The 13,902-nt window shown below is 65.4% G+C and carries 12 protein-coding genes; 3 read left to right on the top strand and 9 right to left on the bottom strand.

Annotated elements, in window-relative coordinates:
- The first annotated feature begins 156 nt into the window (after positions 1-156).
- The 3 genes from ACZ1J6_RS25230 to ACZ1J6_RS25220 all read left to right on the top strand — a co-directional run bounded on the left by ACZ1J6_RS25230 (position 157) and on the right by ACZ1J6_RS25220 (position 3,871).
- Positions 157-1,662 carry an aldehyde dehydrogenase family protein gene (locus tag ACZ1J6_RS25230; RefSeq protein WP_465128451.1) on the top strand — a complete coding sequence of 502 codons (1,506 nt, stop codon included), beginning with the start codon at positions 157-159 and terminating at the stop codon, positions 1,660-1,662.
- 202 nt (positions 1,663-1,864) lie between these two features.
- The gene (locus ACZ1J6_RS25225) at positions 1,865-3,082 is read left to right on the top strand and encodes an FAD-dependent oxidoreductase (RefSeq protein ID WP_465128450.1); all 1,218 of its coding nucleotides are present in this window, start codon (positions 1,865-1,867) and stop codon (positions 3,080-3,082) included.
- Between the two features lie 45 nt (positions 3,083-3,127).
- A complete protein-coding gene (locus tag ACZ1J6_RS25220; RefSeq protein ID WP_465128449.1) occupies positions 3,128-3,871 on the top strand; it encodes a maleate cis-trans isomerase family protein in 744 nt (247 codons plus the stop codon).
- Positions 3,872-3,957: 86 nt separating this feature from the next.
- On the opposite strand, the gene ACZ1J6_RS25215 is transcribed toward ACZ1J6_RS25220, so the two are convergent.
- From ACZ1J6_RS25215 to ACZ1J6_RS25175, 9 genes are all read right to left on the bottom strand, one after another.
- Entirely contained in the window at positions 3,958-5,157 is a 1,200-nt protein-coding gene (locus tag ACZ1J6_RS25215; RefSeq protein ID WP_465128448.1) for a CaiB/BaiF CoA transferase family protein, read from the bottom strand.
- Positions 5,154-6,074: a hydroxymethylglutaryl-CoA lyase gene (locus ACZ1J6_RS25210; RefSeq protein ID WP_465128447.1), complete on the bottom strand. Its 921-nt coding sequence runs from the start codon at positions 6,072-6,074 to the stop codon at positions 5,154-5,156. Before ACZ1J6_RS25210 ends, ACZ1J6_RS25215 begins: the two co-directional genes overlap by 4 nt.
- A complete protein-coding gene (gene leuD / locus ACZ1J6_RS25205) occupies positions 6,071-6,676 on the bottom strand; it encodes a 3-isopropylmalate dehydratase small subunit (protein ID WP_465128446.1) in 606 nt (201 codons plus the stop codon). The genes ACZ1J6_RS25210 and leuD overlap by 4 nt, the downstream gene beginning before the upstream one ends.
- The gene (locus ACZ1J6_RS25200) at positions 6,673-8,040 is read right to left on the bottom strand and encodes a 3-isopropylmalate dehydratase large subunit (RefSeq protein WP_465128445.1); all 1,368 of its coding nucleotides are present in this window, start codon (positions 8,038-8,040) and stop codon (positions 6,673-6,675) included. The genes leuD and ACZ1J6_RS25200 overlap by 4 nt, the downstream gene beginning before the upstream one ends.
- A 28-nt stretch (positions 8,041-8,068) precedes the next feature.
- Positions 8,069-9,091 (bottom strand): zinc-binding dehydrogenase, encoded by a 1,023-nt coding sequence (locus tag ACZ1J6_RS25195; RefSeq protein WP_465128444.1) that lies wholly within the window; start codon positions 9,089-9,091, stop codon positions 8,069-8,071.
- Positions 9,088-10,725 carry an FAD-binding oxidoreductase gene (locus ACZ1J6_RS25190; RefSeq protein WP_465128443.1) on the bottom strand — a complete coding sequence of 546 codons (1,638 nt, stop codon included), beginning with the start codon at positions 10,723-10,725 and terminating at the stop codon, positions 9,088-9,090. The genes ACZ1J6_RS25195 and ACZ1J6_RS25190 overlap by 4 nt, the downstream gene beginning before the upstream one ends.
- A gap of 95 nt (positions 10,726-10,820) precedes the next feature.
- Complete coding sequence (locus ACZ1J6_RS25185) at positions 10,821-12,230, bottom strand: FAD-dependent oxidoreductase (protein WP_465128442.1); 1,410 nt, start codon at positions 12,228-12,230, stop codon at positions 10,821-10,823.
- Positions 12,227-12,586 (bottom strand): hypothetical protein, encoded by a 360-nt coding sequence (locus ACZ1J6_RS25180; protein ID WP_465128441.1) that lies wholly within the window; start codon positions 12,584-12,586, stop codon positions 12,227-12,229. The genes ACZ1J6_RS25185 and ACZ1J6_RS25180 overlap by 4 nt, the downstream gene beginning before the upstream one ends.
- Positions 12,583-13,827, bottom strand: coding sequence for a class I SAM-dependent methyltransferase (locus ACZ1J6_RS25175; RefSeq protein WP_465128440.1), 1,245 nt, complete (start codon positions 13,825-13,827; stop codon positions 12,583-12,585). The genes ACZ1J6_RS25180 and ACZ1J6_RS25175 overlap by 4 nt, the downstream gene beginning before the upstream one ends.
- Between the last annotated feature and the right edge of the window lie 75 nt (positions 13,828-13,902).

Below are 13,902 nucleotides of genomic sequence, written 5' to 3'. Positions count from 1 at the left end.
GCGGGAGTCGCCGCTGGTTCTGTCTCCGTGCCTATCGGAGCGAGGGCCCATGGCTGTGGTTTCGGACAGAGTTATCCGCCAAGCGAATTTTTGGGGTGGCGAGGGGCCGCCGCGCCGTCCACCACATTAAGAAAGGTCGCAACAAAGGAGACAACCATGCCACTCGACTTCAGCACGCTTCGCCCCGGCACGAAGGAGTTCCTCGCACGACGCGCGAGCGGGCAGGGGCTGCTGATCGGCGGAGAGTGGGGCGCGGCTGCGGAGGGCGGTACATTCGCCACGCTCGATCCGGCGACCAGTAGTGAGCTGGGGCAAGTCGCCCGCGCGGGCGCGGCCGACGTCGATGCCGCGGTTTCTGCTGCCCGCGCCGCGCTGGCGGGGTGGAGCGCGACCGTTCCGGTCGAGCGCGCGCGCATTCTCTGGAAAGTAGCAGAACTGATCGAGGCGAATATCGACGATCTGGCGGAGTTGGAAACGCTTGATCAGGGCAAGCCGCTGTTCGTCGGGCGCTGGGCGGAGATCCCCGGCGCCGTAAACCAGTTCCGCTTCTTCGCGGGCCAGGCCATGGCGATCGAGGGCAGCACGCTGGAAAGCTCGATCAACTACCAACCCCAGGGCAAGCAGATGCGCACCTGGACCGTGCGCGAGCCGGTCGGTGTGGTGGCGGCCATCGTGCCGTGGAATTCACCCTTGGTACTAACCGCGATGAAGCTGGCGCCGGCGCTGGCAGCGGGCTGCGCGGTGGTGCTCAAGCCCGCCGAAGACACCTCGCTCACGGCTCTGCGCCTCGCCGAGCTGATGGTGGAGGCAGGCGTTCCCGCGGGCGTCATCAACATCGTCACCGGGCTTGGCGGGGAAACCGGCGCGGCGTTGGCCTCGCATCCCGGAGTGGACAAGATCGCTTTCACCGGATCCACCGCCACGGGCCGCGCGGTGCTCGATGCCGCCAAGACCAATTTCAAGCGCGTCACGTTGGAACTGGGCGGCAAGTCGCCTTCTATCGTCATGCCCGACGCCGACCTGTCTCTGGCGATACCGGGCGTGGCCAATGCGATCTACTTCAACGGCGGCCAGGTGTGCATCGCGGGATCGCGGCTCTATGTTCACCGCTCGGTCCACGACCAGGTGGTCGAAGGCGTGGCGGAGTATGCCAAGGGCTTGAAGCTCGGCCACGGCCTTGCCGCCGATACGCAGATGGGCCCGGTGGTCTCGTTGCGCCATGCCGAGCGGGTTGAAGGTTTCCTCCAGCGCGCGCGGGCCGAGGGGGCAACGATGCTCGCGGGCGGCGAACGCACCGGCGAGGCGGGGACTTTCATCACGCCCACCGTGGTCGTCGACGTAAAGCCTGGCATGGAGATCGTGCGCGAGGAAGTGTTCGGCCCGGTGCTTGTCGCGCAGGCGTTCGACGATGTCGAGGAAGTGATCGCCGCCGCTAACGACAGCGAATACGGCCTTGCCGCCAGCGTCTGGACGGAGGGGCTATCCAATGCCCACCGCATGTCGAGCGCGATCAAGGCGGGCACGGTGTGGATCAACTGCCACGCCATGTACGATGCCACGCTGGCGATCGGCGGCGTCAAGCAGTCGGGCTGGGGCCGCGACAGCGGGCGGCAGGCGCTGGAGAATTACCTCGAATGGAAGACCGTCTGCGCGGTTGTCTGAGCCGAGGTTTTCGTTGTATGGAGGGGGAGGGGCGCGCCGTTAGGCGCGCCCCTTTTCGTTGTGCTGCGGCGCTATCCCCGGCCTGTTGCTCGCCATCCGATCATTCCTCCCCGAACCTCGGATAGTTCGGCGACTTGGCCGATTGCTTCCCACCAATGGGTCCATAGCCGAAACCTGCAACAGGAAATGGAGTCTGCTCGATATGACGGCAGTTGAACGGTGTCAGGTAGCAATCGCGGGGGCGGGGCCGGTCGGAACGGTTCTGGCGACGCTGCTGGCCCAGGCAGGCATCGACGTCGTGGTGCTGGAGGTCGGAAGCGACTGCGCGCAGGACTTGCGCGCCTCGACGTTCCATCCTCCGACGCTGGAAATGCTCGATCAGATCGGAATTACGCCGATGCTGCTGGAAAAGGGACTCAAGGCACCTGTCTATCACTGGCGCGATCGGCATTCGGGCGAAGTGATCGACTTCGATCTTGCCGAAATCGGCGACGTGACGCGCTATCCCTTCCGCATCCAGTGCGAGCAGTATCACCTCTCGCGGGCGCTCGCTTCGGGTCTGGAAAAGCTGGGCAATGCCGATGTGCGCTTCGGCAGCCGGCTGCTGACGTTCGAAGAAGACGCAAGCGGCGTTGACCTCGCCATCGAAACCATGACCGGAATCGATCGCCTGCGCTGTGACTACCTGATCGGTGCCGATGGCGCGAATTCGATCGTGCGCAAATGGCTGGGTGTCGAATTCGACGGATTTACTTATCCCGAACGTTTCCTCTGTCTTTCGACCGCCTTCGACATTGGCCAGCACCTGCCGAACCTGGCCTGGGTCAACTACGTGTCGGATCCCGAGGAGTGGCTGGTGCTGTTGCGGGTGCCCACGCTCTGGCGGGTCCTGGTGCCGACCGACGGTTCGCTTAGCGATGAGGAACTGCGTTCGGACGCGATGAAGGATGCGATCTTCAGCCGCCTCGTCGGCGATGGATCGATGGTGGAGACGCAGCACCGCACGCTTTACCGTGTCCACCAGCGCGTCGCCCAGTCGTTCCGGCAGGGCCGCGTGATGCTGGCGGGGGATGCGGCGCATCTCAACAACCCGCTGGGAGGTTTCGGCATGAACTCGGGCGTGCATGACGCCTTCAACCTGTTCGAGAAGCTCCTGCCGATACTTAACGGCAAGAAGACGGGCGGGGCGGCCGACGAGAACCTGGCGCTCTACGATCGTCAACGCCGTGAAGTGACGCATAGTTTCACGCAGATGCAGACCAAGGAAAACATGGCGATGATCCGCGGCGGGCAGGATGAGGCGCACCAACGCCGCCGCGAGGCCATGCTTGCGATCAAGCAGGACGATACGCGCCGTCGCGCCTACATGCTGCGTCAGGCGATGTACGAGAGCCTGTCGCAGGCGGCGGCGATCGGCTGAAATATATCCCGGCACCGTAATTGGTCCGCAACAGGAGTATTCGCAATGGGAGACGTTCTTGGTTGGCGCAAGCTGCTGGGTGTCATCGCCCCCTCCACCAACACCGTGGTCCAGCCCGACATGGAGCGGATGCGTCCGGAAGGCGTGACCAACCATTTCTCGCGCATCTATGTGGAGGACCCCCTGGCGCTCTCGAACGAGGATTTCATCGCCGGGACCACGGCGATCGCCGAGAACACGCTGGATGCGGTGCGCTCGGTCATGACGTGTCGTCCGGACTACCTCGTGCTCGGCATGTCGGCGATCACCTTCTACGGCGGCGTCGAGGGTAGCCGGAAATGGAAGAAGCAGGTCGAGGATCTGGCCGGCATCGGTGCCTCCACGGGCGCGGAGTCGGTGGCGGCAGCGCTCCATGCCTATGGTGCCAGCTCGGTGAGCTTCGTCTCTCCCTATTACCCGGTTGCCAATGCCGAAGTGCGCAACTTTCTGGAGGAATCGGGCTTCACCGTGAAGCGCGACGTGCCGCTGGAATGCCGGCGCTGGACCGATATCGCCAAGGTCGGTACGGATAGCCTGCGCGAAGTGATTGCTGAGTTGGACGGTGACGACGTCGATGCCATCGTCCAGGTCGGCACCAATCTCTCGATGGTGGACCTGGCTGCCGAATACGAGGCGAAGCTGGGCAAACCGGTGATCGCGATCAACACCGCGACGTACTGGCACGCGCTGCGCGCGCAGGGTATCACGGACAAGATCGAGGGCATGGGACGACTGCTCGCCGAGTTTTGATTTTCACACATTGGGCTGGACGAAAAAAAGAGGGGCGGATCGCAGGATCCGCCCCTCTTTTCCAAGGAGCGAGCGAAGCGGGGCGTTCAATCCGCGCCGACCGCGCCTTGTGCGACAAGGGTGTCGATCCGCTCCGACGGATAGCCCAGGGCCGCCAGCACCGCGCGGCTGTCGGCACCGGGGGTGGGAAGCCTGACCGGGGCGCCGGGGCGAAGGCCGCCCATCTGAAGCGGTATTGTCGGCAGGCGGGTTTGCTCGCCGGTGTCGAGCACGACCGGTTCCAGCCCGCCTTCGGCAAGCTGAGGATCGTCGAACATGTCCTCCGGCCGGGCGATCGGCGCGAACGGCAGGCCGGTGCCTTCCAGCTTCGCCACGATCTCGTCCCGCGTCATTGAGGCGATGAGTTGGCGGACTTGCGGCAGGATGCGGTCGCGGGCGAGGACGCGCTGGTTGTTGGAGCGCAGGCTCTCGTCGGCCCACAGCTCGTGCAGTTCGAACAACGCGCAGAACTTCTCCCAGAGCACGTCGCTAACCACGCCGATGAAGACGGGCTCGTCGCGGGTCTCGAACACGTCGTAGATCGCCCAGGCCGAGATGCGCGCGGGCATCGGCGCGGCGGCCTTCCCGGTGACGGCGAACTGCGCCATGTGCTGGCCAACGAGGTAGATCGTCGTCTCGAACAGGCTGGCGACGACCTTCTGGCCGCGCCCGGTGCGGTGGCGTTCTTCCAGCGCGGCTAGGATGCCGATCACACCGAACATGCCGCCGGTCACATCGATTACGCTGGAGCCCGCGCGCAATGGGCGTCCCGGCGGGCCGGTCATATAGGCAAGGCCGCCCATCATCTGCGCCACTTCGTCCAGCGCCGTGCGCTGTTCGTAGGGGCCGGGCAGAAAGCCTTTTTCCGAGCAGTAGATCAGTCGCGGATTGACCTTCGCCAGTTGTTCGTAGGACAGGCCGAGCCGGTCGAGCGCGCCGGGGCGGAAGTTCTCGATCAGCACATCGGCGCCCTCGGCGAGGTCGCGGGCGACCTGCAGACCTTCCACCGACTTGAGGTCGAGGCAAATCGACTGCTTGCCCCGGTTGTACATTGGGAAATAGCCTGAGCCTGAGCCCAAGAGGCGCCGCGTCTGGTCGCCGCCGATAGGCTCTATGCGCACCACTTCGGCACCGAGCCCGGCGAGGATGTGACCCACGGCGGGGCCCATGACCATATGCGTGAACTCGACGACGCGGATTCCGGCCAAAGGCTGCGGGACCACGGGTTGTGCCACGTTCTCGCTCATCGGGCGATCCTTTCGTTGTAGTCGAGCATCGGCCCGGCATCGGGGGTGAAGCCGTAGAGCGGTTCGCCGGGCAGGGCCGCGACCAGAATCTGGCGTACTTCCAGCAGGCGTTCGAGGTCGATGCCGGTATCGAGCCCCATCGCATTGAGCATGAGCACGAGATCCTCGGTCACGAGATTGCCCGAGGCACCCGGCGCGGCGGGGCAGCCGCCGAGTCCGCCAAGCGAGGCATCGAGCGTGGTGATGCCCTCTTCCAGCCCGGCCAGCGCATTGGCGAGGCCGAGCCCGCGCGTGTTGTGGAGGTGGAGCGTGGTCAGCATGTCGGCGCCGACCGCCTCCTTGACCTTACGGACGAGCCGTTTGACCTGTGCGGGATCAGCATAGCCGGTGGTGTCGGAAAGGCTGAACTCCTGCGCGCCCGCTTCGGCGGCCGCAAGGGCGAGACGCACCACGGTATCCTCAGGCACCGCGCCCTCGATGGTGCATCCGAATGCTGTGGCAAGGCCGACGGCGAAGTGCACGCCCGCCGCCTTGGCGATCCCGGCGGCTTCCGTGATTTCCGCCAGCATCGCCGGATGGTCCTTGCGCACGTTGCGGATCGAATGGGTCTCGCTCATCGAAAGGGGGATCGACATGGCGTGGACGCCGGCATTGACGGCGCGCTGCGCGCCCTTGGCATTGGGCACGAGGGCGACGACATTGAGTCCCTCTATCCCGCGCGCGAAGCGGACCAGTTCGGCAGTGTCGGCCATCTGCGGCAGGAGGTTAGGCGGCACGAAGCTGCCCACCTCGATCTCGCGCACCCCGGCGGCGGCTTCAGCGGTAATCCAGGCCTTCTTGGCCTCCAGCGGCATCATCGCCTTGATCGACTGCAACCCGTCGCGCGGGCCGACTTCGGAAACGAGGATCTGCGTCATTGTGTCTTTCCGAGGTAGACCCAGGGCCTTGCTGACCGGTCGGAGGAGGTCCAGTCCTCGATCTGCGGCAGGGCCTTGAGCGTGAGGTCAATGGCGTCGAGCCCTTCGAGCAGCATCTCTCGCGGCTCGGGCTCCATTTCGAAGCGGTAGAGAGCATCGCCGCAGCGCACGTCCTGTGCGGCGAGGTCCACCGTTACGACCTGCCACGCCAGCGCGGCCACGACCTGCGGCGGCAAGGCGATCGGCAGCACGCCATTGCGGATGCAATTGGCGCGGAAGATCGGCGCGAAGCTCTCGGCGATCACGCAGCGGATGCCATATTCGGCGAGCGCCCAAACGGCGTGTTCGCGGCTCGATCCGCAGCCGAAGTTGGCTCCGCCTAGCAGGATCCGGGCGCCCTGCGCTTCGGGACGATTGAGCGGAAATTCCGGATCGGGCGTGCGCGCGGCGGCGTCCAGATAGCGCCAAGGAGCGAACAGCCCGTCTGCCAGCCCGGTTCGCCCGGTCGTCTTCATCTCGCGGCTCGGGATGATCGCGTCGGTATCAACATTGTCGCGCAGCAGCGCCGCTGCGCGCGAGATGAGGACAGTGAAAGGGGTCACTTCGCGATCTCCCGAGGATCGGCGATCGCGCCGGCGATCGCACTGGCGATTACGGTTTCGGGGCTCGCGAGATGCGTGCGGATGCCCGGGCCCTGCCGTCCCTCAAAGTTGCGATTGGTGCTGCTGATCGTTCGGCTGCCCTCGGGAAAGCGCTCGCCGCCGGCAAAGAAGCATAAGGAACAGCCGCTCTCGCGCCATTCGAACCCCGCCGCCGTGAATACCGCGTCGAGCCCCTCGGCCTCGGCGGCGCGCTTAACCGCCGAGCTGCCGGGCACGACCATGGCCTTGCGGATCGACGGCGCGACATGGCGCCCTTTGACCATCGCGGCGGCGCGGCGCAGGTCCGAGAGGCGGGCATTGGTACAGGACCCTATGAAGGCCACGTCGATGGGCGTGCCCAACAGGCGGGCGCCGGCATCTAGGCCGATATAGTCGTGCGCGCGCGTCGGTCCTTGCGGTACGCTGCCGCCGATCGGCATCGCATGTTCGGGACTCGTGCCCCAGCTCACCATCGGCGAAAGCGCCGAGGCGTCGATGACGATCTCGCGGTCGAAGCGGGCGCCTTCGTCGGTGCGCAGCTCATGCCAGTAAGGATCTTCGAAACCCTCCGGCGCATAGCGGCGGTCTGCGAGATATTCGAAAGTCTTCGCGTCCGGTGCGACGATACCGGTCATGGCCGCGAATTCGGTGGCCATGTTGCACAAGGTCATCCGCGCCTCGATATCGAGCGCGCGCACTGCCTCGCCCGCAAACTCCACGACATGGCCCGCGCCGCCGCCCGCGCCGTGAGCGGCGATCAGCGCCAGCGCCATGTCCTTGGCGGTAACGCCGGGCGACAGGGTGCCGGTATAAGAGACGCGCATCGTTGCGGGACGGTCCATCCGCAGAACGCCGGTGGCCATGGCATGTTCGGCCTCGCTCGACCCGATCCCCCACGCCCACGCTCCCAGCGCGCCTTGCGTGCAGGTATGGCTGTCGGGCGCGACGAGGGTGACGCCGGGCAGGACGATGCCGAGTTCCGGCGAAATCACATGCGTGATGCCCTGGTCGCGATCGTTCACGTCGAACAGGGTGATCCCGGCGGCCCTTGCAGCCGCGCGGGTCTCGGTAATGAAGGCCGATCCACCTTCCATCAAGGTGCCGTCGCCGCGCCCGGGCCGAGTATCGACGATATGGTCCATCACGGCGAAGACGCGCGCCGGATCGCGCACGGGCCGATTGGCCTGTGCCATCGATTTGAGGGCGGCCGCCCCGGTGCGTTCGTGGAGGAACACGCGGTCGATGGCGATCAGCGAGGCGCCGGTCGCGGTGCCAGCGACGCGGTGCGCCTCCCATATCTTTTCGAAGAGTGTCTTTTCTGTCATCTCTTGTCCTACCCGGGCTAGCGCCAGTTCAGGCGCTCTGCTGGGTGGCAAGATCGACCACGACCTTGCCCATGGAGCCGCCGGAAAGCAGGCGCTCCACGGCTCCGAAAACGCCCTCGATGCCCAAGTTGGGCTGGTCGTCGAAATGCACTCTCAGCCTGCCCTCGGCGTAAAGCGCGAAGAGCCTTTGGCGCGCCTCGGCCCAGTGGTGTGTGAGCAGCCCGTTCATGAAACCGCGCACCGAGGCGCCTTTGTAGTAGATGGCATGGGCGATGCGTGGGCCGGTGACGACCTCGGGGCGGCCTTCCAGGTCAGAGGCCGCGCCGCCGACCACCAGACGGCCGTGGTTGGCGAGATGAGCGAGGAAGGCATCGAAGATCGCTCCGCTCACGGTGTCCACCGCCACGTCGAGCCCGCCGGGATACTCGGCTGCGAGCACTGCAGCGACATCCTCCGACTTGTAGTCGATCACCCGCTCAGCCCCCAGAGAGGCGACGAAATCGCATTTGGCCTTGCCGCCCGCGACGCCGATCACGCGCGCGCTCTTGAGCACGGCCAGCTGGACGAGCAGGTGGCCGAGGCCGCCTGCGGCCGCCGAAATGGCAATGGTCTCGCCCGCTTTCAGTTCGCCGATTTTCTCCAGCGCAACAAGAGCGGAAACGCCGGTGGAGGCCAGTGCCAAGTATTCCCGCGTCGGCGCCGGGGCCTTGGCGAACTGGCTGGCGGCGCCGACATTGGCCTCGCGGTATCCGCCGGTGAAGCGCACGGTAACCGCCGCGTCGCCGGGCAAGAAATCGGTTACGCCCACGCCCACTGCTTCCACGATTCCGATCGCCTCGACGCCGGTGAAGGTGGGCAGGGCGACCTTTACGTAGTCTACCGCGTTGCGGGCGATCTGGGTGTCGAAGATGCCGTTGACGCCGCAATGCAGGTTGCGCACGCGGATCTCGTCCGGGCCGGGCGCGGCAAGCGGCAGTTCCACGATCTCGCTGCCCCCGCGGAACGAAGACGCGACGCGTTCGAGGCGGATGGCGCGGTAGGTTTCGCTCATTGCGCGATCTTTCCCTGCGGGAAGCCAAGCCCGCCCGGATTGAACAGGCCCTTGGGGTCCATTACGTTCTTCACCGCGTCCAGCACGTCGAGGAAGGCGGGATCGCGCGTCTCGCGGTAGGGGTAGGCGCGGCCGATCTGGAAATGGGCAGTGCCGTACTTCTTGCAGATCGCTTTCACCTGCTCGCGCGCTTCCGCGACGAGGGCGGTCGCCTCTGGCGCAGAGCCAAGCTGCTTCAGGCGCTTTAGATGCTCGGGCTCAACCATGGATTTGTGGACCGGGCGATAGCCTTCGGGCCAGAAGAACACCGGCTCGATGACGATGGCATTGGTGGAGAGCGAGGAAAACAGGAAGCCGTTGTGAATGCCCAGCGTATCGAAGCGCGCCTTCATGGTATCGAAGTAGGCGCGGATTTCGCCGAACATGGCGGGCGCGGTGGACAGCGAGGCTTGCCCGTGGACCGGTACCCAGCTTTCGCCTTCGGGGCCGAGGATCGAGTTCGGCGCCGGGAAAGGCATGGCGCGGATCACCTTGGCGATGGAGTTCTCCACCTCGGTGCCGCCGAAGCGCTTGGCGATCTCACGGGCGGCGGCGACGTCGGCCGCCACGGATTCCTTGCAGCGGCCTTCCGCGGTGATGTGCAGTGGATAGTCATCCTCGGGGATGAAGTCGCGCCCACCCATGGCGATTTTCGCGGCGGCCAGGAGGCCCTTGCCGAGCGATTTCTCCTTGGCGACGACTTTGCTCAGCGTCTTCACGTCGCTGGCAAGCGACATGCGGCGCATACGGACCTTGGTGAGACCGGGGTCGAAGCCGCAGCTTTCCGAGGCGATCCCGGCGCGGGTCATTTCCGCCAGCGCCTCGATCATGACCTTGCCGTCCGGGAACGAGAAGGAGACCGAATCCTCGAACCGGGGCGCGCGGATCAGGCGGAAGGTGACTTCGGCCTTGAGCCCAAGCGTGCCGGAATCGCCGCAGAACAGGCCTGCAAGATCGGGCCCGAAGTGGCGGTAATGCGGGGTGTCGCCGTCAGGTCCGCGCGCGCCGGTGCGCAAGGTGCGTCCATCGGCGAGCACCATGGTCACCGCAATCACGCTCTCGCTGGAGGTGCCATGATGCCCGGCGCCGAACATCGCATTGAGCTGAGAAAGACCGCCGCCGATGGTGGAGTAGATGCCTGACATCGGCCCCCAGAACGGCGTACGCAGGCCTAGCGGTTGCAGCGCGGCGTTGAGCGAGCGCCAGGTGCAGCCGCACTGGACGGTGACGGTCATGTCCTCCGGGCTGATCTTGAGCACCTTGTCCATGCGGGTTGTGTCGATGGTCACGGTGTCGTCAGTGACGGGCAGGTAGCTTTCGGTATAGCTCATGCCCGCGCCGCGCGGGGCAATGGCTACGCCGGCCGCATTGGCAGCCTCGACGACGGCAGCAAGTTCAGTGGTGGTTGCCGGGGCTACCGCCAGCATCGCGACGTGATCGGCACGGGTCCAGACGTCTTCGCTGAACAGGCGCAGGCGGGCCTCGTCGTCGCTCACGTTTTCAGGCCCGACGATAGCCGCGAAAGCAGCGCGAAGGTCGGCCGGGCAGGGGCTGATGGAGGTCGGGGTCTGTTTGGAGGCAGGTTTGGCGGACATGGTCTCGTTCCCGGACACTGGAAGCCGTGATATGGCTTGTTGTTAGGTCAATTGTCCGGACGGGTCGGCCTTGCTCGCCTGTCGGACATGCGTGATCACTTAGCGGACACTTTTGTTTCGGTGGCGGCCTGCGCAACCCGCGCCGCGCCGAGGCCTGCAAGCCGTCCGAACGTCACTGCTGTGGCGAGGCCCATCGCAGGCAGGTAGCCCCAATAAGCAGGGCCCGATACTGAGCGCGCGGCGCCGCCGCCAGCAAAGAGGTTGGGGAGCAGGGTACCGTCTTTGCGCAGCACCTGGGCATCGCCGTCGATCTGGAGTCCGCCCTGTGTATGGAAGATTGCCCCCACCACCTTGAGCGCGCGGTAAGGCGGAGCCGGAGGCAGGTCGTCGCCCCACAGGCGCTTGAACACGTCCGCTTTGCGCTCGCTTTGCGCCGTTCGTGCTGCTTTCAGTGTCGCTTCGAGCGCTACGGACGGAACGCCTATGGCATCGGCCAGTTCGGCAGTGGAATCAGCTTGCTTCAGAGCATTGAGGGCCTGCAACTGCTGCATCTCGGGAATATAGTCGGCGGCGGCCTCGATCCGCGCGTCGAACACCACCCAAACGTGATCTCCCGCCTGCGCCAACACCGGATGGACCATGCCGGCGATGTCCGCCGTCTCATTGACGAAGCGCTCGCCGGCCGTGTTGACGAGCACGCCGCCTTCGACCGGAACGCACGGCGGCACCGGGATGCCCTGAGGGTGGGTGAGCATGGCGTAGCCCTGGTAGGCCCCCATGTCGCCAAACGCTGCGCCCAGCTGCTTGCCGATGCGCACGGCCGTTCCCTGACTGCCTTCATGGCCATTATTCCGGGCATGGGCCATGTCGGGCATGTGGCGCGCGACCATGGCATGGTTGGCCGCGAATCCGCCGCATGCAAGCACCAGCGCGTCACAGCCGACGCGCTCTACGGTGCCGTCCGACCGGGCGAGAGAAACCCCCAGGATTCGGCCAACTTCATCGGCATGGACTTCGGAAAGCCGGGTACCCAGCATGACGTCCACCCCGGCATCGTCGAGCCGCCGGTGCAGCAGGTCCACCATGTCCTGCCCCGAATGCCCGCGCCACCCATGAACGCGGTAGGTGCTGTTGCCATATGCGGGGCGGAAGCCGGTATCGAGCTGCCAAGGCATGTGGAGGCTGTCCACCATCCAGTCTACCGTTGGTCCGGCATTTTCCGAGATCGCACGCGCCAGGGCCGGGTCGGTCTGCCCCCGCGTTTTGGCAATGATGTCCGCGTAATACGCTTCGGCATCGTCGGTAATATCGTTCTCGGCCTGAGACCTGGTCCCGGCGGCGCAGATCAGCCCTTGCGACATGCCGGTCGAGCCCATCGGTCGCTCGTCCTGCTCGATCAGCAGGACTTGGGCTCCGGCCTCGCGGGCGGAAAGCGCGGCGATGCAGCCGCAGGCGCCGCCGCCCACCACAAGCACCGGAATGCTGAATTCGAAAGCTTCGCTCATCCTTCGCCTGCCAGTTCGTCCCCGACATCGCCGGAGGCTACATCCTGTGCCTGCATGGCGGCCTCGTTCTCCTGCTGCACGATGCGCAGGATGCGGGCGATGTATTCCTGGTTCCACATCTGTCGTTCCGCCGAAGCGTCAGGGCTCGGTGCGAAGGCGTCGATCTCACCCTTGGACAGTACGCCCTTTTCGAGCAGCAGGCGTTCCAGCGTATCGGCCCGCTGGCGGGTGACCGCCAGTTCCTGCGCCACCGCCATGGTGATCGCGAGGACGCGCTCGACTTGCGGTTCCAGGAAATAGGGGCGCTTACCAGCGGGCTTGGCGCCGGCATGGTTCAGGGCATCTGTAAAGCTCATGCCACGGCTCCAATCACGTGCCAGGCCGCCTTGCGGCCGTAATCTTCGGTTTCGTCCTCGGCTGCATCGGGGAACAACTCGCGGTCAACGACACCGAACACGCCGCCGTGGATCAGACTGTCAGGCGCGAAGCCGGCGGCGAGCATTTCTGCGTCGAGGTCCATCTCGTGCATGCGACTCCAGAACGGCTCGTTGTTGTAGAAGGCGTCCCAGTCGCGCATCGCCTGCTCAAACAGCGGCATTTCAGGGGCGTACTGCGGCTGCTCGACGTGAAGAACCACCCCGCCAGGGCGCAGCAAGCGATGCGTTTCGGCAAAGATGTTGCGCAGGGCCTTGGTCGACAGCTCGTGCAGGAACATCGTCGTCTGTATCCAATCGAAGCTCTGGTCCTCGAAAAGCGACAGATCTTCGCCGCTGGCCTGCACGAAGCGCACGTTCCCGACGCCGAGCGACTTGGCGCGGGCGAGGCCGTAGCGCAGCACCGGTGCACCCAGGTCCGCGATGGTCAGTTCGGCATTGGGGAAGGCCTGCGCCAGGGGCAGGCTGGAATGTCCCACGGTGCCGCCGATTTCGAGAATCTTGCGAGGCTTGAAGTCCGGCAGGTTACGCTGGACCCATTTTACCACGGCATGGCCACCGCCATCCGAATACTTGCCGAGCAGGCCGCTGGTGGTGACGAATCCGGCGTGGTCGTAGTTGGCGCCGTTGGTGACGTCTCCTGGGAAGTATTCGGTATGGTAGCTGCCTGGCATGCAATGGTGGTCGACCGCCGAGACATAGCGCGGGATGGCGACGGCCGGGTCGAGGCTCAGCCGCGCGTCACCCTCGGTGAGATCGGCGGCGATCCGGGCAAGCCGCTCGCTCTGGCGAAGAGCCGTCCAGCGCCCGGCCTGCTGGCGTTGCTCCATCGTCATGCGGCGTAGCGCCGACCAGGTCTGGAACGCCGGGTCTTCGAGCATGGCCTTACGCGCCTCGTGCCGATTAGCGAGCGGGCGGTCATTCCCCGCCTCGAAGCTGGGCACCACACGGTTGTCGTAGGCCGCCTTGACGCCTGGAACCACGCGCGCGGCGAGGTGCCGGTTCATTTGCGCCAGGAAGTTGATCCGTTCGATCTCATCATGGCTGGTTTCGGGGAAAACCGCGTGGCGGCCAATCACCCGATAGTCCGGCGGGCCATCGTAGCCGACGCTAGGATTGCCATTGGAGGGCGCGGCTGAATGGGGCTTCTGAGACGTCTTCACGGCCTACCTCATTTGTTATAGAAATATAATATATTGACCGTGCGCCAGAAGCAAGCATGCTTGCAGGCGATGACC

This window comes from Novosphingobium sp. BL-S-21, from assembly GCF_055521655.1.
Note: the sequence above shows the minus strand (reverse complement) of the source record. Positions and strands in the feature narration are given on the sequence as shown.